This is a genomic window from Nostoc punctiforme PCC 73102, from assembly GCF_000020025.1.
Classification (GTDB): Bacteria; Cyanobacteriota; Cyanobacteriia; order Cyanobacteriales; family Nostocaceae; genus Nostoc; species Nostoc punctiforme.
The window spans coordinates 4,106,404-4,125,873 of record NC_010628.1; the positions used below are offsets into that span (position 1 = coordinate 4,106,404).

A 19,470-nucleotide genomic window follows, 5' to 3' on the forward strand; every position below is an offset into this window, starting at 1 on the left:
TGCTATTTCTTTCGTTCCGATACTTTGTATGAGAATGAGTCAAGCCCGATCGAGCTAGGTTTTTAGGATTTGTGTGTACACCGTAGGCTTGCGGGGAGGGGAGACAAAGCTACGCTTTAGCGGGGGGTGGGGTTCTTCGGGTTTAATAAGCAATCAAGCGGACATGATATAAAAGGAAATTCCATCCCTTTACCCCTTACCCTTTAACCCACTTCTGCAAGAAGTCTTCTGTAAAAAAGTGGGGAAATCAAATCTGCGTTTCATGTAATAGCGAAAGCTAAAATTTCCTCTGCTGCTCGTTGTCCACTGCGAATCGCTCCCTCCATATAGCCACAATATTCAATGGGAGCGGTATGTTCTCCCGCAAAAATGACTTGTCCAGCAGAGTACGGTAAATCAGAACGCCAGCTTTTCAAATCTCTGGGAGCGAAGTAGCAGTAAGATCCTTGTGACCAGGGATCGGCACTCCAGTTATGAGTTGTAGTTGCGTAGGCGCAGCCCGCACTTCGGCTGCGCTCAGTGACCGTCGTAGACATCGCTTTGGGAGCATTTGGGTAAAGCGCAGATATTGTTTGTTGTGCGAACTCAACGGAGTGTCCAGAAATATTTCGGCTAGGTGTCCCACTGCTCGTACAAGCCAGAATTCCCGCTTCACCTACTTGAGTTAGGGTAGATTCCCAGATAGTTTGATAAGGTGTGTCTCCCACGAGCAGCCCAAGACTGGATTGCTGCCAGAAACGATTGGAGTACTGAAGTAAGGTCTTAACCGATGTCCCATAAGGCAAGTGGGTTATCGCCTCTCGTTGTATCTGTGTAAGCGGAGCTTCAATCGACAAATGGCGCAAGACACTCCAGGGAATCGTGACAACAACCCAATCGCAAAATACTTCAACCTGCCCTTGAAGAGTTTTTAGGCTCACGGCAACAGTTTGTTCTTGCTGCTGAATCCGCACAACTGGGGTGTTTAGATGGATGCAATCGCCTAAAAAGCGAGCAAATGCAGTTGCAATTTGAGTACTACCACCTTGAATTCGCAAACTGCGATCGCCGGAAGTACCACTGTAAGCAAAGAAACCAACTCCAATTGCTTCTGGATCGGCAGTATACATTCCATAGGATTGCTGACGAATAACTTTGCTTGCAAAAGGATCGATCGATTCTGCTGTCAACCACTGAGCTAATGTTTGGGCAGGATCGGCAACCTGTGACAATAATCGATCTAACTTCTGATATGCATCATTTAAAGAAGCTTGCTGTTGAGGCAAGAGCGTTTTTGGAGTAGAAAAATTACCATCAATGTAATAACAGAGGTCATCTGGAAGCTCAAAGGCCGGCTCAAACTTGAGGTCGAATTGAGTGGCATAGGATATCAATGCTGTATGGTTATCATCGACAAATTCTGCACCTAATTCGCCATGCTGTTCTTCTTCCAAAAAGACCGTTTTGACTCGTCCTCCAACTCGTTCGCGGGCTTCAAATACTTGCACATCAAACCCAGCACGAGTGAGTTCATAACCAGCCGTCAGTCCTGCCAACCCAGCCCCAATTACAATTACTCGTTTGCTCATTGGTCATCATTATCCTGCTACATACCTTCGCCCAAATCAAATCAGTTGTCTTTTCTTAGAAATTCCTCATCGTAATCTCGCATACTCTCTTGGCTGTCTCTTCTATCTACCGGAGTGTTATTTTTAAGGTTTTTGAGAAGTTGCAAGGATTTTTGATCTAAAATCCCAAATTGGTATGATTTATTTTTCGGAAGTCCCTGAGTATAATTCTGCTTAGTGTCGCGCTTTCTGATACCAATTGAAAAAAAATCCACCAGCCGAACTCCAATACAAACTAAGAGGATTCTGGCGACTGACTGTAAATTCTATTTTGATAAATGTTAATTGTGGGAAGCGTGCAGATTACCAATTTCTTATTTACCACTAGAATTACACTTGTTTGAACTCAGTCTTCCCGTAAGTGCTTCAACAGAGGAGTAGCAGCCACCCTTGCTGTATTGAACACAAAAAGCTGAAAACCAGGAGACAAAAACCTATGGAACTTGCAATGATTGGACTCGGAAGGATGGGCGCGAACATGGCACAGCGCTTGATGCGTGCTGGGCATCATGTAGTTGGGTATGTCCGCCGGACTGAGAAATTGTCCGCAATGGTGAACGAAGGTGTAATTGCAGCCGGAGCCAGCTCAATCGCCGATCTAGTCAGCAAGTTATCCAAACCCCGTACCGTCTGGTTGATGGTGCCTGCTGCTTCCGTGGATGAAACAATTGAAACGCTAATTCCACTCCTCGAACCAGACGACATTATTATCGATGGTGGCAACTCATACTACCATGATGACATTCGTCGAGCAGCCACACTCAAGGATCGAGGCATTCACTATGTTGATTGCGGTACGAGCGGGGGTGTTTGGGGATTGGAGCGGGGTTATTGCCTAATGATCGGCGGCGAACAGGTGGCAATCAAACGCCTTGACCCCATTTTTGCAACTCTAGCTCCGGGTGTAGGAGAGATCGATCGCACTCCCGGACGAGAGAAGGCGGGCGGTACTGCTGAACAAGGCTATCTCCATTGCGGGCCCATCGGTGCAGGACACTTCGTGAAAATGGTACACAACGGTATTGAGTACGGTGTCATGGCAGCGTATGCAGAGGGGCTGAATATTCTTCACCACGCCAACATAGGCAACAATCAGCGCGAGATCGATGCCGAAACCACACCATTACGAAATCCAGAACATTATCAGTATGACTTTAATCTGGGAGATATTGCCGAAGTCTGGCGGCGGGGTAGTGTAATTGCTTCCTGGCTATTGGATTTGACAGCGATCGCTTTATTAGAAAGCCCCAATTTAGAAAGGTTTGGTGGTCGGGTATCAGATTCTGGTGAAGGGCGCTGGAGTGCGATCGCAGCAATTGACGAATCTGTACCGACTCCAGTGTTAAGCGCAGCGCTCTTTGCTCGCTTTAGCTCGCGTGGGGAAGCAGACTTTGCCGATAAACTTTTGTCAGCCATGCGCTATCAGTTTGGCGGGCATTATGAAAAAGCTAATTCCTAAAGAGGTTAGTCATGGGAACTCCTGATTCAGACGCACTGGTATTTTTTGGGGCAACAGGTGACTTGGCTTACAAGAAAATCTTTCCCAGCCTTCAGGCAATGGTACGACGGGGCAATCTCAATGTCCCAGTAATTGGGGTTGCCGGACGACCTTGGACGACGGATCAACTTAGGGAAAGGGCACGTGATAGCCTAGAACATAATGGTGGTATAGATCGAGACGCATTTGAGAAACTTTCTGGTCTACTCCAGTACGTTGCTGGTGACTACAACAAACCAGAAACTTACGAAAAATTACGTCAAGCCCTTGGTGATACCACTCATCCCCTCTACTATTTGGCAATTCCACCGAGCCTGTTTGCACAAGTAGCGTCAGGATTGGGTAAATCAGGCTGTGCTAAAAATGCGCGGGTGGTAATTGAAAAACCATTTGGACGGGATTTGAAATCGGCACGTGAGTTAAATCAAATTCTGGCATCGGTTTTTCCCGAATCATCCATCTATCGCATTGACCATTACCTGGGCAAGGAACCACTGCTGAATTTACTCTATTTTCGGTTTGGCAACTCTTTTCTCGAACCCATCTGGAATCGCAACTATGTTGAAAGCATCCAAATTGTGATGGCAGAGGACTTTGGCATTCAAGGAAGGGGACGCTTCTATGAGGAGACTGGTGCAATTCGGGATGTGGTGGAAAACCACATGCTGCAAGTATTGGCTTCAGTGTGCATGGATGCTCCCGCTAGTACGGCGGCCGATTCCATTCGAGATGAAAAAGCACGTATTCTCAAAGCTATACCTTCACTGCAACCCGATGATATTATTCGCGGTCAATTTTCTGATTACCGCAACGAAGAAGGCGTTTCTCCTGATTCTCAAGTAGAAACTTTTGTTGCCGTGCGGTTATTTATTAATACGTGGCGGTGGTCAGGAGTTCCCATCTACATCCGGGCTGGAAAGAAATTACCTGTTAAAACTACTGAGGTGATGGTCAAGCTCAAGTGTCCACCTTTAGATGTGTTCCAGGAGGGAGGAAAAGAAAACGCTAATTATGTTCGTTTTTTACTAGATCCAGAGGTAATTGTGGGATTGGGCGCTCGCACTAAAATCCCTGGAGAAGATATGAGTGGCTCTGCGGTTGAACTCCTGGCTTTTTACGGAGGTGGCGACGAGATGGAACCCTATGAGCGTCTATTGGGTGATGCCATGCGGGGCGATCCCACCTTGTTTGTACGAGAAGATACCGTAGAAGAAGAATGGCGGATTGTTCAACCAATCCTTGATAACGTCACACCCGTTTACGAGTATGAGCCAAATACATGGGGCCCACCTGAGTCAGATAAACTGCTCTCGCCAATAGATGATTGGTACAATCCCTTGGGTAGAGAGTAGGATATATTACAATACGGTTCATTTAAGGGCTACTGGCAAAAATTTTGGGTTTTTGAGACGCGATAAATCGCCGTCTCTACAAGTGTTTTGCTCTTATCTGAACTATATTGGGATATATTACTCGCAGACTTGGCAATATAATATCGGGGCTTCACCAATTAATAGCAATGGTAAGCAAGTTCGTAGTAAGAACTTTAGTCCTTACTACAAACCTCAAAACTAGCGGGAGCAAAGTACTAGGTAATCACGGTTGGCTGTTCCCGTCCTGTCAGTTCGCGGATCTGGGCGATCTCTTGGACAATAGTGATTAAAGAAGCAAGTGCTTGCTGTGGATCGAGGTCATGTTTGGCGGGATCTGGCTCGTAGCTTTCTAGATAAACTCTTAGGAGTTATGTAAAAATAAATTGAACAATTAACTGACTACTTTGGGTTTGATAATATAGTTCCACTCACCATGAAAAGAATTTCGTTCGATTGCGATAGTATCAAGCTCTTGGTCTGTAACCTTGATTCCCGTTTTGTAGAGATTTGGATCTAATCTAGCTTCAACTTCTAATCCTTGTGTGGTGGTAGTATTGCGAATTAGATTAATCACAACTTGCAAGCTAGTTAATGGTCTGCCTCGCCAGTTTTGGGTAATGTGACAAAACAAGCGATGCTCAATCTTATTCCATTTACTTGTGCCTGGAGGAAAATGACACACATGAATAGTTTTACCAGTATCAGTTGCTAATTCTTGTAACTTCAATTTCCACAATCGTGAGCGATAACTATTGCTACCACCGCAATCAGCCGTAATCATTATATGCTCACTGCTGGGATAAACTTGTTTACCCATTGAGTACCACCAATGACGAATAGACTCGACTGCAAACTCTGCGGTATCGTGGTCAATGCCAACATTTACCCATCCTTGATTTGAGGTTAAGTCATAAATTCCGTAGGGAATTGCCTTGCCCAACTTGGGGTCAACAAAATCATGCATTTTCACCTCAATTGGCTGTTCCTTTTCACACCACTCGGTTCCAGAATTTTTAAAATCTCCAATTAATTCTTTTTTTTTGTATCAACTGAAATTACGGGTTCGTTCTGGGATTGAAAGTGCAAGACTTGGTTGGAAATATGTAAAAACTGATCATCTCTATCTGGATGAGATGAGCCATCACGGGTTTTACGATTTGATTGTAAGCTGTAGCCAAGCGATTCAAGTAAGTTATAAACACTTTTAGGACTAGTCCTATGTCCCCCAATGTTTAATGCCGCAGCCAGTTTCACAACACTTTTAGAAGTCCATTTTAGAGGAGATTCTGGGTCTCCCAGTGTCACTGGTTCAATCAGCGATTCTAAATCTGATAGCAGCATTGCGTCTTTTTCTTCAAGTAGTTTACGTCCAGCACCTGACGAACGAATTCGATTACTATCATCATTCGAGGTTTTTTCCCCCGAAGCGTCTAACAATAACCGTATCCCAGCATGGATTGTAGTCCGGGATAGTCCAGTTGCGAGCGCAACCTGACTCACGCCTCCCCAGCCCAGGCTTCGGGCTTCAATTGCTGCCCAAATACGCCGTGTTTTCTCATTCAAATAAGGCGATAACGAATCGTACTTGTCTTGAATGCTTTCTACTACCTGCTTATCAGACATATAAGCCTTTAATTCGGTTACATTCTGATCATCTTACCATTCAGCAAATTGTTCAAGTTATTTTTACATGATGCCTTAGGGTTGCACCTTGAGTTCCCGTACCAGAAAGTCGCACTACAATGCGGGAGCCATCGGTAAAGCCAATGCGAACACCTTGTTGCTCGCTAATGCTACCATCAACAGGGTCGGTATAACTAAAGTCATCACTGTATTCAACTTGATAGTTACCGAATTGCTTACCTTTAAGGTTTGGCAATAAAGAACGCAGTCTTTCTATTAAAGTGTTGCCTTGCTCTGTCTGTATCTCTTCATAGTCATGGCGGGAGTAATAATTGCGTCCATAAGTCTGCCAGTGTTCCCGTACAATTTGCTCAACAGATTGTTGCCGGACTGCTAGGATATTCAGCCAAAACAGCACAGCCCATAGCCCATCTTTTTCGCGGATATGGTTAGAACCGGTGCCAAAACTTTCTTCACCGCACAGAGTTGCTTTACCCGCGTCTAAGAGATTGCCGAAAAACTTCCAACCAGTGGGTGTTTCGTAAGATTCAATCCCAATCTGAGCAGCAACTCGATCTACTGCTTGGCTAGTAGGCATCGATCGCGCTACCCCGGCTAAACCTTCACTATAACCAGGGACTAGCTTGGCGTTTGCGGCTAACACTGCAAGACTATCGCTAGGGGTGACAAAGAACTTACGCCCTAAGATCATATTGCGATCGCCATCTCCATCAAAAGCTGCCCCAAAATCTGGCGCATTCTCTCCATACAAAATATCCACCAAATCATGAGCATAAACTAGATTTGGGTCAGGATGTCCGCCCCCAAAGTCTTCCAGGGGTGTACCATTTTGCACAGTTCCCACTGGTGCGCCCAAACGTTGCTCAAAAATGGCATGGGCATAAGGGCCAGCTACCGCATGTAAGGCATCAATGCTGAACCGAAAATTTCCTCTTGTCAACAGTTGCTGAATCCGTTCAAAATCAAATAGGGATTCCATTAACTCTTGATAATCCTGTACGGAGTCAATTACCTCAACTACCGTCTCTCCCAAATGTGATTCACCTAAAGTTTCTAAATCTACATCTGGTGCTTCCAGAATTTGGTAGCTATCAATGACTTTACTGCGATCGTAAATCGCCTCAGTTACCTTTTCCGGTGCTGGGCCACCATTGCTAATGTTATATTTCACGCCAAAGTCACCATTTGGCCCGCCCGGATTATGGCTAGCAGACAAGATAATGCCACCAATAGCTTGATACTTGCGAATAATCGCGGAAGTTGCAGGAGTAGACAAAATTCCTCGTTGGCCAACTTTAATCCGCCCAATGCCATTAGCCGCAGCCATTTTCAAAATGATTTGAATAGCTTGGCGATTGTAATAACGACCATCGCCACCCAAGACTAAGGTTTGAGAGTGCAAGTCCCCTACAGAATCGAAGATGGATTGGATAAAATTTTCCAGGTAGTGGGGCTGCTGAAAAACCTTAACTGATTTCCGCAGCCCAGAAGTACCGGGCTTTTGGTCGCTTAAGGGAGTAGTAGAGACTTTACGTATGTTCATAGATACTGTTTATTTAACAAGGCATTTTCTTTTTACAGCTTTACATAAGTTTGTTACAAAAAATTGCCACGTATCATGTACCAAATGACAGGCGTAAATCCCTAATATCACTTTTTAGGGGTGGGGTTACAATACTTGTCAGGTTTTGGGGGAAAGGGACTCATGTTAAAGGGGAAAAAACTTGATGTATCAAGCCTTCCACTCCTTTTCCCTTTAACCTACAAGTATTGTAATCACAGCATAATCAAACCCAGTCGCACACCCACAGCAACAGCCTCGGTACGGCTGGAGACACTGAGTTTTTGAAAAATAGATGAGAGATGAAATTTGACGGTATGCTCAGAAATCTGCAAACGTTTAGCCATCGCTTTATTCCCCAACCCAGAACCAAGCATACCTAAAACTTCTATCTCGCGTGGTGTCAATGTTTGTACAGGATTTGCCACCACTTTTTCTCGAATAGACAGTAATTCTATAGCATCCGGGTGCAGCACCACTAAACCAAAAGCGATCGCCTCCACAGCCGCGACAATTTCTAACTCTGTGCTAGTACTGGGCAATATCCCCCGGATACCAGAACGTAATGCCGTCTCTAAGTCGATGCTATCGAGTTCCTCAATAATGGCGATCGTTCCTAATGGGTATTGCTGTTCTTGAATAAGCAGTAATTTTTCCCACACCGATTGTTGAAGGTTAGCGCTCAAATCTATCAGCACCACATCTGGTTGTAATTGCCCAACTTCCCTTGCCAATTCATCCAAATCGGATGCACTCCCCACAACCGTCAGCCGAGGATTGGTAGTCACCACAGCTGATAACCCTGCCCGCACAACAGGGGAAGTGGCAACTACCATTACTCGAATCACGTTGCCTCCACAGCAGTTTTTCCAGACTGCACTGCAACATAAATCACTAATTGCTGCCCGCCGCGTAGGAGTTGTAGCGGCACAGATCCTTTACTGTCATAGAGATATTTAGTTAAATCATTCACGGTAGTGAATAATCGCCCCGAAACTCCAATTAAAATATCGCCGATTTGCACACCAGAAGTTTCCGCAACACTACCAGGTAAAATTGACAACACCAATAAACCCAAGCTACGCCTACCTAAAAGCACAGGTTGCAGCGTGACTCCTAGTTGCGGACGACTATTTCCCTGTAAAAAACGCTCAACGGTGTTGCTGGGAACTGCTACAGCCAAACCATTAACAATCATGGTGTTAATTCCCACGACTCGGCCTTGACAATCGGCAAGTGGTCCTCCAGAGTTTCCAGGATATAGTTGCAAATCAGCCATAACAGCCCGCGAATTATTTGCATAGATAATTCCAGTTGTCACAGCACCACTGTCAGCAAAGGGATTACCCACCGCCAAGATTAATTCACCTACTCGTAGTGCCTCAGAATTGCCAATAGTTGCAGCAGTTAAATCAGTGGCGACAATTTTCAGGGCTGCTAAATCCTGCTGTGGATCAAACTGTGTACGCACCGCATCAAATACTCTTCCATCTGCCAATTCCACAGTTGCACGGTTGCTGGTTGCGACATGGGCATTAGTGATAATTAGTCCGTCAGTTTGCCAAATTACACCGGAACCGATTCCTAGAGAGCCACTTTTCACTTTAACAGTGCGTAGGCGTAGTTTAGCAGCTACCTCTGTCAATTCAGCAGCAATATTAGTTAATGTTGTGTTTGCCATGTTATACAATTTTTCCCCATGTCAAAGTAGAATCTGTTAGCTGACAATAGTTTTTAGTCGGGTTGGGATAATTGAGAATGCTGCAAGATATCAGTCAACCCAACTTTGGAAAGCAAATTTTGACAGTTTCGAGTTCAGAGGCTCAACGTCCGAGCAAAAAGGTCGAAGTTCCGAGTTCAGAGGCTCAACATTCGAGCAAAAAGGTCGAAGTTCCGAGTTCAGAGGCTCAACGTCCGAGCAAAAAGGTCGAAGTTCCGAGTTCAGAGGCTCAACATTCGAGCAAAAAGGTCGAAGTTCCGAGTTCAGAGGCTCAACGTTCGAGCAAAAAGGTCAAAGTTCCGAGTTCAGAGGCTCAACATTCGAGTAAAAAGCTTGAAGTTCCGAGTTCAGAGGCTTGAATGAATAGAAAATCTAGATAAATCTTCTTGACAGAGCTAGTTAAGGAATTTCCAGAAATTAAATGATCCAATTTTTAGAGCAAAGATGACATCGGATTCTTCCCCCCTGCCCCCTGCTCCCCTGCTCCCCTGCCTCCCCTGCTCCCCTGCCTCCCCTGCTCCCCTGCCTCCCCTGCTCCCCTGCTCACACTTATTCCTCCTTAGTAGGTCGTTCGCCAACTGCGATCGCTAACTCAATTAACACTCCACCCCGGATAACTTGCAGGTTGACGGTTTTACCAATGCGATCGCTACTATTGAGCAGCGCCAACACATCACCTGTATCGCCTACAGTTACGCCATCAAACGTTACCAAAATATCGCCAAGCAACACGCCTGCATTATCAGCAGGCCCAGAAGACTCAACATTAACGACAATTACCCCAGTTGCAGAAGTTAAATTGAGGGCTGTTTTTAGGTTTTTTGGTAAGCGTACAGGTTGCATTCCCACACCCAAGTAGCCTTTTGAAATGCGTCCTTTTGCTACCAATTGGTCAACCACACGATCGACTGTAGCAGTGGGAATAGTCAGAGCAGTACCACGCCGCCCCGATGTATTCATACCTACCACAAAACCAGCAGCATCTACGAGCGGCCCACCAGCAAAACCAGAGTAAAGGGTGATGTCTGGGCGGATGAATTGGTCAATATTCCCGCCATTCATACTGCGCCAAGCACCGCTAACTACACTTACCGCACCCATCGCTGCCCTTAAGTCACCTTCGCTACCTCTTGATAGTCCCAACACCAGATGACCAACTTTGAGCGTTTTGGCATCGCCAATTTTTGCCACAGGTATTTCTACATTTTCTAGTTTAAAAACAGCTATATCGGTGCTAGAGTCATGACCAACAAGTGTTACTGGTACAGTGCTACCATTTGATAGAGTAATGGTGATGTCGTCATAGCGCTGGAGAGACTCATCAGAGGTAACAATGATGCCATTACGCCAGTGAATACCACTTGGGGAAACACGAGTACCCCCATTCACAGCAACCACAGCACTTCCAGCTTGTTCTACGGTGTCAGCTAAACTGTTGGACAAAGCCACTAATGAAGACATAAGATTTTTCCAAAAACATTCTTAGATGTTCATATCGTGTCCTTTTCTCAACACAGATGACATCGGAAAAATGGGGAGAACTCATCCTAGAAAAATGGCTAGGATCGTTGACATACTCCCCGGAATTGAATTCGGGGGATTCTAGCTTCAAACAGCAATTGCAGTCATAGACTGTCTAACATCACCTAAGCCAACAGTCGATGCCCTATTTGTACAAAATCGTGGGTTTTGAGACGCGATAAATCGCCGTCTCTACAAGTGTTTTGGTTATTTATTACCATCAATCCACGCAGCTTGAAAAAATTCATGCTCACAAAACATCGCATAACGGTAGGTTGAATTCACTACAGCATTGTTAGTGGCATAATTCTCAACTAAACTTTCTAATTGTTTTGCTAGTGATTGAAAGTCTGTGCTGCTGTAAGTACGAATCCAGTCTGCATATTGATGATTAGGAATACCATGAAGAGCCAACTGTTCTCCCAAGAAGCCATACAAACGCATACAAGGAGACATCGCCGCAGCAGTTAAACCCACATCTCCACTCCAAGCAGTTGCTAACAAAAAATCAGTATAGCGGCGGGTGGCATAGCCAGCTTCCACAGAATCTAAATTCACTCCCCACTGGGAAGCATAGCTACTATGCAGCCGTAGTTCTTCTAAAACTCCACTCGCTAAGTTATGAAATGTGGTAAAACCTAACCAGTCTGGTGCTTTAGCTGCGGCGATACTGTACGCCCGCGCAAAAGCTTCTAAGAAAAAAGCATCTTGCCCCACGTAGTAAGCAAATTTTACCGACTCAAGAATACCATTGCCAATGCCTTGAACGAAAGGATGCTCTAGGCAAGCTTGGGCTAAGTCTTGATTTGCTGCCCATAATTCATTAGATAAAGCCATTTGTTAAAAGTCATTTGTCAACTGTTATTAATGGTATAGGAATGCGGTTTGATTTCTGTTCGCGCAGCGTGGCGTAGCCATATTTGCTTGCGTGGGAAGGCAAGAGGCAAGAGGCAATAGGCAATAGGCAATAGGAAAGAAGGGATAGATCCATACTGAGTTTTGTTCAAAAATCAAATAGGAGTTCTATATCAGGAAGCCGAAGCCAAAAAAGAAGAAAAACGAACCGCAAAGAACGCAAAGGACACAAAGAAAGAAAAAAAGAAAGAAGAAGTTAAAAGGGTTTGGCGCAAACTCACAAAGAAATGGTATTACTCCCACAACAATACACAGGGTAAGTCATTGTTTGCTAAACGTAACAGCTCGTAGCCAATGCCAGCAGTTCCTTGGAATAAACCAGGGTTAAATACGGAACTTGGCAAGTTAGCAAATAGTTGATAAGCTCCAGTTCGGTTGGCTCTAGCTACGACATTCGTCGCATTTTGGAGAGCAATTTGATGCCAATCGGAGCGATCGCAACGTTGAGCGCCCACTAACAATACCTCAACTCTACCCATATTGCCACAGCAAAGATGATCGATGGCTTCTAAGCCAAAGTTCTCAGTGGTTCGCAATGCAATTTCAATTTCTTGCTGAATTTCTGCTGTGTTCAAAATCTCCAAACTACCCAACCGCGCCAAGCCAATCCCGGCTGCACCATGACACCACTGGCTAGGAAAGGTAACTTTTCCTCCTGTTCGTTCTGCTTTGTGAGAAACTGGCCAGTTGCCCCTAGACTCAGAAAAGACAGTGCGTTCATACTCAATACCTTCTTGAGCAGCTGCCAAATAAGATTGATCTTGGGTAACTGTGTAGAGTCGCAGCAGTGCATAGGCAATTCCTGCGGCTCCGTGAGAAAAACCTGCCAAGGGGATTTTACCAAGGGTTTGCCATGCTCTGGTTGCACCTGTCTCACTGTAGCGATAAGCTAGTAAATGTTGTCCGCAGGCGATCGCCTTCAGTAAAATATTTTCGTTACCTGTGGCTTGATAAAGGGACAATAACCCTAAAATTGCTCCAGCAGATCCGCCAATGATATCCAATTTTTTATCCCCAGCAATCAGTTCTGATGTTATCCAACTGGCTAATGCTTGGGCATCTTGTAATAGTGTTTCATCACCCAGAAATTGACTAATTTTCACTAAGGCATAGATCATCGAACCCAAGCCAGTTGCACCACCGATTCCTGCAAAGCTAGCCATTCGTTGCCGAGATTCTAAATCAAGGGTTTGGATTTGCTGACGCAAGGGTTGTAAACTTTTTAATGCCAACTCGTATGAGCGTGGATCGTCAGTTATTTGAGCAAGTGCTGCAAAAAACAGAGCAATCCCACAACGTCCTTCATAAAAACTGTGGTCCAACACTTGCAACCGAAATCGCTCTGCTTCTGGCACCGAGACTAAGCCAATCCAGTTGATGCTACCATCAAAATCCATAATAGCTCTGGTTTCTAGTTGAGTAGCGATCGCTTGTGCTTCTGCAATCAGTTGTTCTGTGGTGAGTAATGGTAGTGACTCGGCTTGCCATTTCTCATGTTCTCCAGTTGAGGTTTGCGCTAACTGGGCATAAAAGGAACCTTGAATGATTGCTACTTGTCGAGCCAAGTCTGTTTCATCCATAGCCAGCAATTGAGCGAGAGTTTGTTGATAACTAGGTTGTTTGAAATACCCAGGAATTGAGAGATGCTCTCCTACACACAACTCATCACTAGCAGCACTAGCACTAAAGTAAGGAATATCCAATTGTTCCATCGCTTGCACTTCTGCATTGAATATAGGCCAGGCATTCGGTTTTTCTTGAGCCACCAAAAATGCACGACTGAGTTGCTCTAGTTCAATACTGTAGTCAACGCCACACTTCAGATAATCCGGTGTTAATACTTTTTGCAAAATTGTCCCGTAGAGCCGAGTGTGGCGGAAGATAAAACGTACTTGCTGCTTCTGCATAACTCCTAGTGGACTATTGGGCGCTAGTAAAACTTGCTTGTGCGCCATCAAGAAGCGATACATCTGCTCGAACCCGGCAACAATTTGCGCCTGATAATCATGGGGAGATAAGACGGTATCACCTATGCGTGGGACATTCTTCTCTATAGGTAAAGTGACAGACTCATAGCGCAAGTACATATCATCGGTATTAATTAGCTGCCAACGAGGAACTTTCCGGGGTGACTGCTGGAGAGCTGTACTACCTAAGCCACTAATATCGTAAGCAACAGTGCGATCGCTACTCAAGTCCCAACGTGGCAAAAATCCTGTGCGGAGTACGGAGTTCCAAAACTGCTGCATCGCAATTGTTTCCCACTCTTGAGCATCGGGTGAATTTTCGATCGCCTTAGCTTCATGGTGTAACAAAGTTTCCATGTCAAGTAACACCAGATGTTCACCACTGGCAATTAAGTTTTCGTAGTGACAGTCTGTTCCCCGTAAAACATAAATCACACACAACAACATTCCAGCTCGTTGATAAAACCTGGCGGCGGCGGCTTCATCAACACAGGGCTGATGCTCGACATATTCTACCCAACCGTAATCATCTCGGTTAATAACTTGGATCGCTTTGAAATCTAATAATTGGCTGTGGTGATTGCACCAAGTCAAAAAGTTGTTAAAAGCTGCTTCTAGTTTTAAATCTTTGGGTTTGTAGACAAGTTTTAACCCAGACTCAAAGGTAAGTAAAATAACGCCTCGTCCTCGCTTGTGAGGATCGGAAAGAGAGGTTTGAACAGCAGCAACTTTGTCTTTAGCTGATGTTGAGCCAAAAATTTGTTGAATGTCTTTTGTGTCGTGAGCTAGGCGTTCGATAAATTCGCCAGTGGACTCTACCCAAAAATTTACCGTCGTTGCCACTAACCGACCAAGGACGGGATACTTTTGAAAGAATGTCAGCAATCCATCTTGCAGGAGTTGATTGACAAATTTTGTGTACTGTGTATTATTGCCGCTCTTTGTTTTCAGTTCCAACAAATTAAGCAAGTTCCTACCAAACGAGCGTACCTGGGAAAATTCCAAATCCAGTGTCTTACTACAAAGTCTTGCTAATTGTTGTAGCAAACTGCGTTCCAAAGAGCGGTAAGCTGCTTCTGTAAAAATCGATAACGGAAGAGAGTCGTGTGTAAGTTGCACAAAACCTAGGCGAGACAATAATTGCTCTCTAGCAACCTGAATAGCTGGTAACAGAAGGTCTTCAAAAGGGATAGAATTTTGTGATTCGATTGGTAAAAATGCTTCTCTTACTGGGATAAATTCTTTAGCAGTTTGGATGATTTGCCCCAAAGTTTCTGCCCAGTCTGGCAATAATTGCTTGGCAAGCCGCACACTTCCTAATCGGGGACGAATGCTATCAAGCTCTAACCCATCCCACTGTAAGCGTTTATGCAACATATCCCAACTGCCTTGTGCCACAACTTGACCCCAGCGATCAATCCTATGGTTAATTTCCTGTTCATGGATGCGATCGCCATCCATGACAAATTGTTCTGTCTGGAGGCGTTCCCCAAGAAAGCTGGCATTGGCAACGATAATTGCTAGGTCGTGTGGTGTAATCTGCTGAGATGGAACAAGCTGTTGGGTTATGGCTAAATTCTTCATGGTAGTAGCTAAACAGGAGCAGAAACAATTTGAGTGGACGCTATATTTGTGGGAATAAATACTAATAGCCTGAAACAAACCTTAAGTTTAAATATCAATAAATACTTGCCATATATATATAATAAGTAAGTTGGCACAATCAGAACAAACTAGACTAGAATCCTTATGCCTATTTCCTATTTCCTATTGCCTTATCCCAACGACAATTATTTACGCCCACTTATTTAGATGCATATAAATGTAATCCCCCCAGCCCCTCTTGCAGAGAGTAAGGAAGGGGAGATATGTTACTAAGCACCACTATTTATTAAGTCCTGGTGCAAGGTATCAAAATTGCCTAATTTTACCTAGGCGCAACCTGCTGTACAATGCCAGTCAATATCCTTATTGGTATGATTAGCAGACATCATAGCTCCACTAACACTGAGTAATTCCTCTTCACTCAACTCGTAGGATTCTACAGAATTTAAATCTGTCAGTATTTGAGAGATAGCTTCAGTTGTGAAGTTGTAGCCCTTTTCTGCACCCGCAGCCATAATCAATTTGATGGATTCTGCTAGGTTAGTTGCTTCTTCAATCTTTTGTTGCAGTTGAGCATTTGACAGTAGTTCTTTGATTTGTGATAACATAAAATTTTCCTCCGTTCTTGTTGATTTAGTATTTAGCTACATTTGATTTGATTTAGACAGTTCCAGCAGGGAATTTGCATTTGTCCGGTGCAGCTTTCTCTGCTGAACTGGTTTTAATGTAGAGATAAATCGGGGAGAACTAGGGGAGATAATTTAGAAAATGTTTGAAAAGTTGAAGAGAAGCAAAAATCATGCAAGCCGCACGATCATAATACTTATCATTGCAATATAAATAAAAGTGGCGTTGCGGAATCATTGAATGATTTCGCCCAATTAAGAACTAATTTTCAATGGTTTTGACTGCCAATTCACCGCGCAAGCAAATTTTTGTAAGACACCGATATTGAAAACATCCAACTAACATCTGTCAAAATATTAGAGGTCGTTCTATCAAAGGCCAAAATCTTGCTGAGGAAAATGTATTTCTAATTATTCTCGAATTCAATCAGAAGAATCTACCAATCTAGTATACTGCGGAGCAAGTTTGCCTATCTTTAACCGGTTGCTCAGAGCAACTTATTTTCCTTTAAGGTAGAGGAACTGATTGATCGTATTTACAATGATTTGGCACTGCTGGCGTGAGCGAGTGGGTGCTGATAGAGAAATTGGTTTAGCTGATATCAATTCCAGTTGTACTAAATACCACGGAATTCGAGTCTTTATGGGTATATGAATCACTTGAGCTTGCTGAACTGAAGTTAGCTCTTTTTGTGTGGTAAATGTACCAAACAATTGGTAGCGTTTCTCTAACGTCATCTGCCCTGAGATTTTGTCAAAATCACACAAGATTTGCATTGGTATTGTTAGAGACTGCAAAATGACTCCAATTCCAGGCAAAAAGAATACAACTCCATTAAAAAATCCTGCCCAACGATCGTCCTGTTGAATTTCTAGCCCAGGTTGTTGAGGGTTATGGATGAAAGCGTTGATTTTGTCTGCAATTTGCCTGTGTTTTTCGCTCACAGTTACTCCGTAGTTAACTAATTTTACCTCGTGAATATTAGAAGTATGCAGGACAACTCCAGTCCCATGTGTTGTCTTGACATAGGCTGCCGTTAGCTTCCCAGGAATTAAGGTTGTCTGTGTTCTTAGTAAGCCGACAGTTGTTTGTTGACAGCTCATTTGGGCAGGCTTAATTCGCTGACATTTCAATGTAGTGACATTGCCTGTCACAATAGCTATCCCCAATCCAACTGTCACAAAAGGAATACCAAATAATACTCCCCAGAGCCATTGTTCATCGTGACCTTGAAGTTTTAATCTAGTCGATGTTTGCTCAATAATATTCATTTGATAACAAATCTAGCTAATACCCGTGACAAATCACCAGGTTTAAAGTTCCCCTCAGTAGGTTGCCGATTTTGGTAGGCTGGTTCCAGATAAAGATATTTACAATAAATATTTGTGAATTGGGTATGAGGTTGAATTGCCCAGTCAAAAATACAGGCTCCAGTTAATAATGGCAAGGGAAAAATCTCTATTTTGCACCTCGGAATGACTAAAATCAGCATCAGTTAAGTTCGCTTTTCTAAAAGATGTTCCAGGATTGCTCTGAATAGATTGAATTATCCATTTGAAAATACGAAAGGTGATGATTGTAGAAATGACCATCAGCAGTAAAAGGAAAAATCCCTGGACACTGCTTCCATCACTGAAACTAGAAGTGCTAATCATGGCAAGCCCAACCGTAAAACTGCTCATTACCGCAAACAGTATAGTAATGACTCCAATACCTAAGAAATTTGTGACTTCTGGAAAGTTGGAAGTAATACTATCTTGGATAAATATCTGGAATATTAGAGCCAATAGCGGCATAGAACCCAAAAAGAAGTTAAATATTTTATCAAAGCGATCGCTAAATAAGACACTTGACATCTGGCCTACAATCCAGGGCTATTTCATTCTAAATGTAGACGCGATATGGTAAGATGCAGCGCCAGTTCTACTTCAAGCATCTATTACCGTGTCTGAAATCGAAATTATCAAAGCTTTTGCAGGTCTAAAAGACCCCCGTCAACATGAGCGCCTCGAAATATAAAGGACGGGCAAGATGCCCATCCCACAAAACAAACAAAATCATCCCGCAAATATGCAACGCCAAATGTTTCTATCAATCAACAGGTTGTCCTTGGTATGCTGAGATGCGTCTAAATTATATAAATCGTTGATGGTTGACGGTTGACAGTCATCAGTCAACAGTCATCAGTTAAATGCGTAATAGTTTATGATAGCGGCAATTCGGCAAAAAATTCGTAGTGCTTACGCGGATAATCCACACTTAGCACTATGTCACTGGTTTCATGAGTTCGACAATTATGTGGATAGTGACAACTTTGCAGTGTGTGAAGGATTACTTAGCGAAATCTGCAAGGAAGCTTATCCTCCACTTGCTGCAAAAGAACAAGCTTATGTAGATAGTCGTGAAGGTGTCCTGTGGCTAAAAAAAGGCATTGAGCATCATAAACAGAGTCGCTTTGAAGAAGCGCAAAATTACTACCAAAAGAGTCTAAAAATTCAGCAGCGTGTCCAATGCAGAGATGCTCAAACTAATGTGAAGGTATTTCAAAGTGTGTTGGCAGAGGATTGTCTGAATGGCACACCATCGTACCTAAAATTAGACAGTTTTGCTCAAGAGTTGCATGTGCTAGGAGGTAGTGAATCGCTGTTGTGCGATCGCCTCAGCACATCTACCACACCAGAGGAGCGTTCTCAAATCCTGTTTGCAGCCGTGCAAGCTCGTCTGACTAAGCCACTTGTACAAGCCTTTAGATCGCCAGACGAGCAGACGCGGATGATGGGTATAGCAGGATTAGGACGTTTTAAACAAATCAATGAGACGCAAGTTCTTCTAGAAGGTTTGTACGACTCTAACTGGTTTGTGCGTTGGCGAGCTGCTGAAGCACTGGCACACCAAATAGTTATCTGTTCAGCCTGTAATAGTGAAAACCCAATTGGGATAAAGTCTTGTCAAGCCTGTCCAGCAGATATCAACTTACCTGAAGTTACTACAGACTTATTTATTCAAAAATTATGTGCAGTGCTAGATCGAGAAACATCTCCAGATGTCCGCCGGGTACTGGTGATGCTGTTGGGACAAACAAACAACACTGGTGTAACTCTAACATTGCTAGCAGCACTCGACGATTCCGATGCAGATGTAAGGATTGCTGTGATTGAAGCATTGGGAAAAATTGGTGTTCCCTCTGGTACAATCGAGAAGCTTCGGAATGTAAGTGATGGCAAAAGCTTATTAGGCGGTAGCATCAAGGAGACGTTGGAAAAAATTATCGGCACGATCGCAGACCAGTCACTTCGTTCCGAAACGGCGATAGCCACGTACATCGTTTCTCAAGATGGAGATGGCGATTATGGCACCATTAGTAAGGCGATCGCCAGTGTGCCACCAGGCAGCCGTATCCTTGTGCAGCCTGGTTTATACAACTAAGGACTA

The 19,470-nt window shown here is 43.9% G+C and carries 14 protein-coding genes and 1 pseudogene; 3 read left to right on the forward strand and 12 right to left on the reverse strand.

Annotated features, from left to right (window positions below):
- Positions 1 to 260 precede the first annotated feature (260 nt).
- Positions 261 to 1,568, reverse strand: a complete 1,308-nt coding sequence (locus NPUN_RS16735) for a flavin monoamine oxidase family protein (protein WP_012409721.1) — start codon at positions 1,566 to 1,568, stop codon at positions 261 to 263.
- A 475-nt stretch (positions 1,569 to 2,043) separates the two neighbouring features.
- On the opposite strand from NPUN_RS16735, the gene gnd reads away from it, so the two are divergent.
- Both gnd and zwf read left to right on the forward strand, forming a co-directional pair.
- On the forward strand, positions 2,044 to 3,066 hold the full coding sequence (gnd, locus tag NPUN_RS16745) for a phosphogluconate dehydrogenase (NAD(+)-dependent, decarboxylating) (RefSeq protein ID WP_012409722.1): 1,023 nt from the start codon (positions 2,044 to 2,046) through the stop codon (positions 3,064 to 3,066).
- Positions 3,067 to 3,077: 11 nt separating this feature from the next.
- Positions 3,078 to 4,457 (forward strand): glucose-6-phosphate dehydrogenase, encoded by a 1,380-nt coding sequence (gene zwf / locus NPUN_RS16750; RefSeq protein WP_012409723.1) that lies wholly within the window; start codon positions 3,078 to 3,080, stop codon positions 4,455 to 4,457.
- Positions 4,458 to 4,693: 236 nt separating this feature from the next.
- Here zwf and NPUN_RS45005 read toward each other — a convergent pair.
- From NPUN_RS45005 to NPUN_RS40840, 11 genes and pseudogenes are all read right to left on the reverse strand, one after another.
- Positions 4,694 to 4,783: pseudogene (locus NPUN_RS45005) on the reverse strand (hypothetical protein); the annotation flags it as partial.
- 86 nt (positions 4,784 to 4,869) lie between these two features.
- Positions 4,870 to 6,101, reverse strand: a protein-coding gene (locus NPUN_RS16755; protein ID WP_086000586.1) for an ISAzo13-like element ISNpu10 family transposase whose coding sequence is annotated in 2 segments (ribosomal slippage) — positions 4,870 to 5,522 and positions 5,522 to 6,101 — 1,233 coding nt in all. Because the reading frame shifts where the segments join, the coding sequence is not laid out codon by codon here.
- 52 nt (positions 6,102 to 6,153) lie between these two features.
- Complete coding sequence (locus NPUN_RS16760) at positions 6,154 to 7,665, reverse strand: alpha-D-glucose phosphate-specific phosphoglucomutase (protein WP_083782408.1); 1,512 nt, start codon at positions 7,663 to 7,665, stop codon at positions 6,154 to 6,156.
- Between the two features lie 233 nt (positions 7,666 to 7,898).
- On the reverse strand, positions 7,899 to 8,531 hold the full coding sequence (locus NPUN_RS16765) for a response regulator transcription factor (protein ID WP_041565466.1): 633 nt from the start codon (positions 8,529 to 8,531) through the stop codon (positions 7,899 to 7,901).
- Positions 8,528 to 9,364, reverse strand: coding sequence for a S1C family serine protease (locus NPUN_RS16770; protein WP_012409725.1), 837 nt, complete (start codon positions 9,362 to 9,364; stop codon positions 8,528 to 8,530). The genes NPUN_RS16765 and NPUN_RS16770 overlap by 4 nt, the downstream gene beginning before the upstream one ends.
- A gap of 588 nt (positions 9,365 to 9,952) precedes the next feature.
- Positions 9,953 to 10,864, reverse strand: a complete 912-nt coding sequence (locus NPUN_RS16780) for a S1C family serine protease (RefSeq protein WP_012409726.1) — start codon at positions 10,862 to 10,864, stop codon at positions 9,953 to 9,955.
- A 267-nt stretch (positions 10,865 to 11,131) separates the two neighbouring features.
- Entirely contained in the window at positions 11,132 to 11,761 is a 630-nt protein-coding gene (locus tag NPUN_RS16785) for a TenA family protein (protein WP_012409727.1), read from the reverse strand.
- A 311-nt stretch (positions 11,762 to 12,072) separates the two neighbouring features.
- The gene (locus NPUN_RS16790; RefSeq protein ID WP_012409728.1) at positions 12,073 to 15,390 is read right to left on the reverse strand and encodes a type 2 lanthipeptide synthetase LanM family protein; all 3,318 of its coding nucleotides are present in this window, start codon (positions 15,388 to 15,390) and stop codon (positions 12,073 to 12,075) included.
- Positions 15,391 to 15,737: 347 nt separating this feature from the next.
- Positions 15,738 to 16,019, reverse strand: coding sequence for a hypothetical protein (locus NPUN_RS16795; RefSeq protein ID WP_012409729.1), 282 nt, complete (start codon positions 16,017 to 16,019; stop codon positions 15,738 to 15,740).
- Between the two features lie 516 nt (positions 16,020 to 16,535).
- Positions 16,536 to 17,309, reverse strand: coding sequence for a hypothetical protein (locus NPUN_RS16800; RefSeq protein ID WP_012409730.1), 774 nt, complete (start codon positions 17,307 to 17,309; stop codon positions 16,536 to 16,538).
- 144 nt (positions 17,310 to 17,453) lie between these two features.
- Positions 17,454 to 17,894 carry a hypothetical protein gene (locus NPUN_RS40840; RefSeq protein ID WP_012409731.1) on the reverse strand — a complete coding sequence of 147 codons (441 nt, stop codon included), beginning with the start codon at positions 17,892 to 17,894 and terminating at the stop codon, positions 17,454 to 17,456.
- Between the two features lie 349 nt (positions 17,895 to 18,243).
- Between NPUN_RS40840 and NPUN_RS37720 the strand changes: the two genes are divergently transcribed.
- Positions 18,244 to 19,464 (forward strand): HEAT repeat domain-containing protein, encoded by a 1,221-nt coding sequence (locus NPUN_RS37720; protein ID WP_012409732.1) that lies wholly within the window; start codon positions 18,244 to 18,246, stop codon positions 19,462 to 19,464.
- The last annotated feature ends 6 nt before the right edge of the window (positions 19,465 to 19,470 follow it).

Bases quoted from the DNA above. Each gene is read 5' to 3' on its own strand.
- NPUN_RS16735 (WP_012409721.1), bottom strand. From the start codon at position 1,568: ATGAGCAAACGAGTAATTGTAATTGGGGCTGGGTTGGCAGGACTGACG.
- gnd (WP_012409722.1), top strand. From the start codon at position 2,044: ATGGAACTTGCAATGATTGGACTCGGAAGGATGGGCGCGAACATGGCA.
- zwf (WP_012409723.1), top strand. From the start codon at position 3,078: ATGGGAACTCCTGATTCAGACGCACTGGTATTTTTTGGGGCAACAGGT.
- NPUN_RS16760 (WP_083782408.1), bottom strand. From the start codon at position 7,665: ATGAACATACGTAAAGTCTCTACTACTCCCTTAAGCGACCAAAAGCCC.
- NPUN_RS16770 (WP_012409725.1), bottom strand. From the start codon at position 9,364: ATGGCAAACACAACATTAACTAATATTGCTGCTGAATTGACAGAGGTA.
- NPUN_RS16780 (WP_012409726.1), bottom strand. From the start codon at position 10,864: ATGTCTTCATTAGTGGCTTTGTCCAACAGTTTAGCTGACACCGTAGAA.
- NPUN_RS16785 (WP_012409727.1), bottom strand. From the start codon at position 11,761: ATGGCTTTATCTAATGAATTATGGGCAGCAAATCAAGACTTAGCCCAA.
- NPUN_RS16790 (WP_012409728.1), bottom strand. From the start codon at position 15,390: ATGAAGAATTTAGCCATAACCCAACAGCTTGTTCCATCTCAGCAGATT.
- NPUN_RS16795 (WP_012409729.1), bottom strand. From the start codon at position 16,019: ATGTTATCACAAATCAAAGAACTACTGTCAAATGCTCAACTGCAACAA.
- NPUN_RS16800 (WP_012409730.1), bottom strand. From the start codon at position 17,309: ATGAATATTATTGAGCAAACATCGACTAGATTAAAACTTCAAGGTCAC.
- NPUN_RS40840 (WP_012409731.1), bottom strand. From the start codon at position 17,894: ATGTCAAGTGTCTTATTTAGCGATCGCTTTGATAAAATATTTAACTTC.
- NPUN_RS37720 (WP_012409732.1), top strand. From the start codon at position 18,244: ATGATAGCGGCAATTCGGCAAAAAATTCGTAGTGCTTACGCGGATAAT.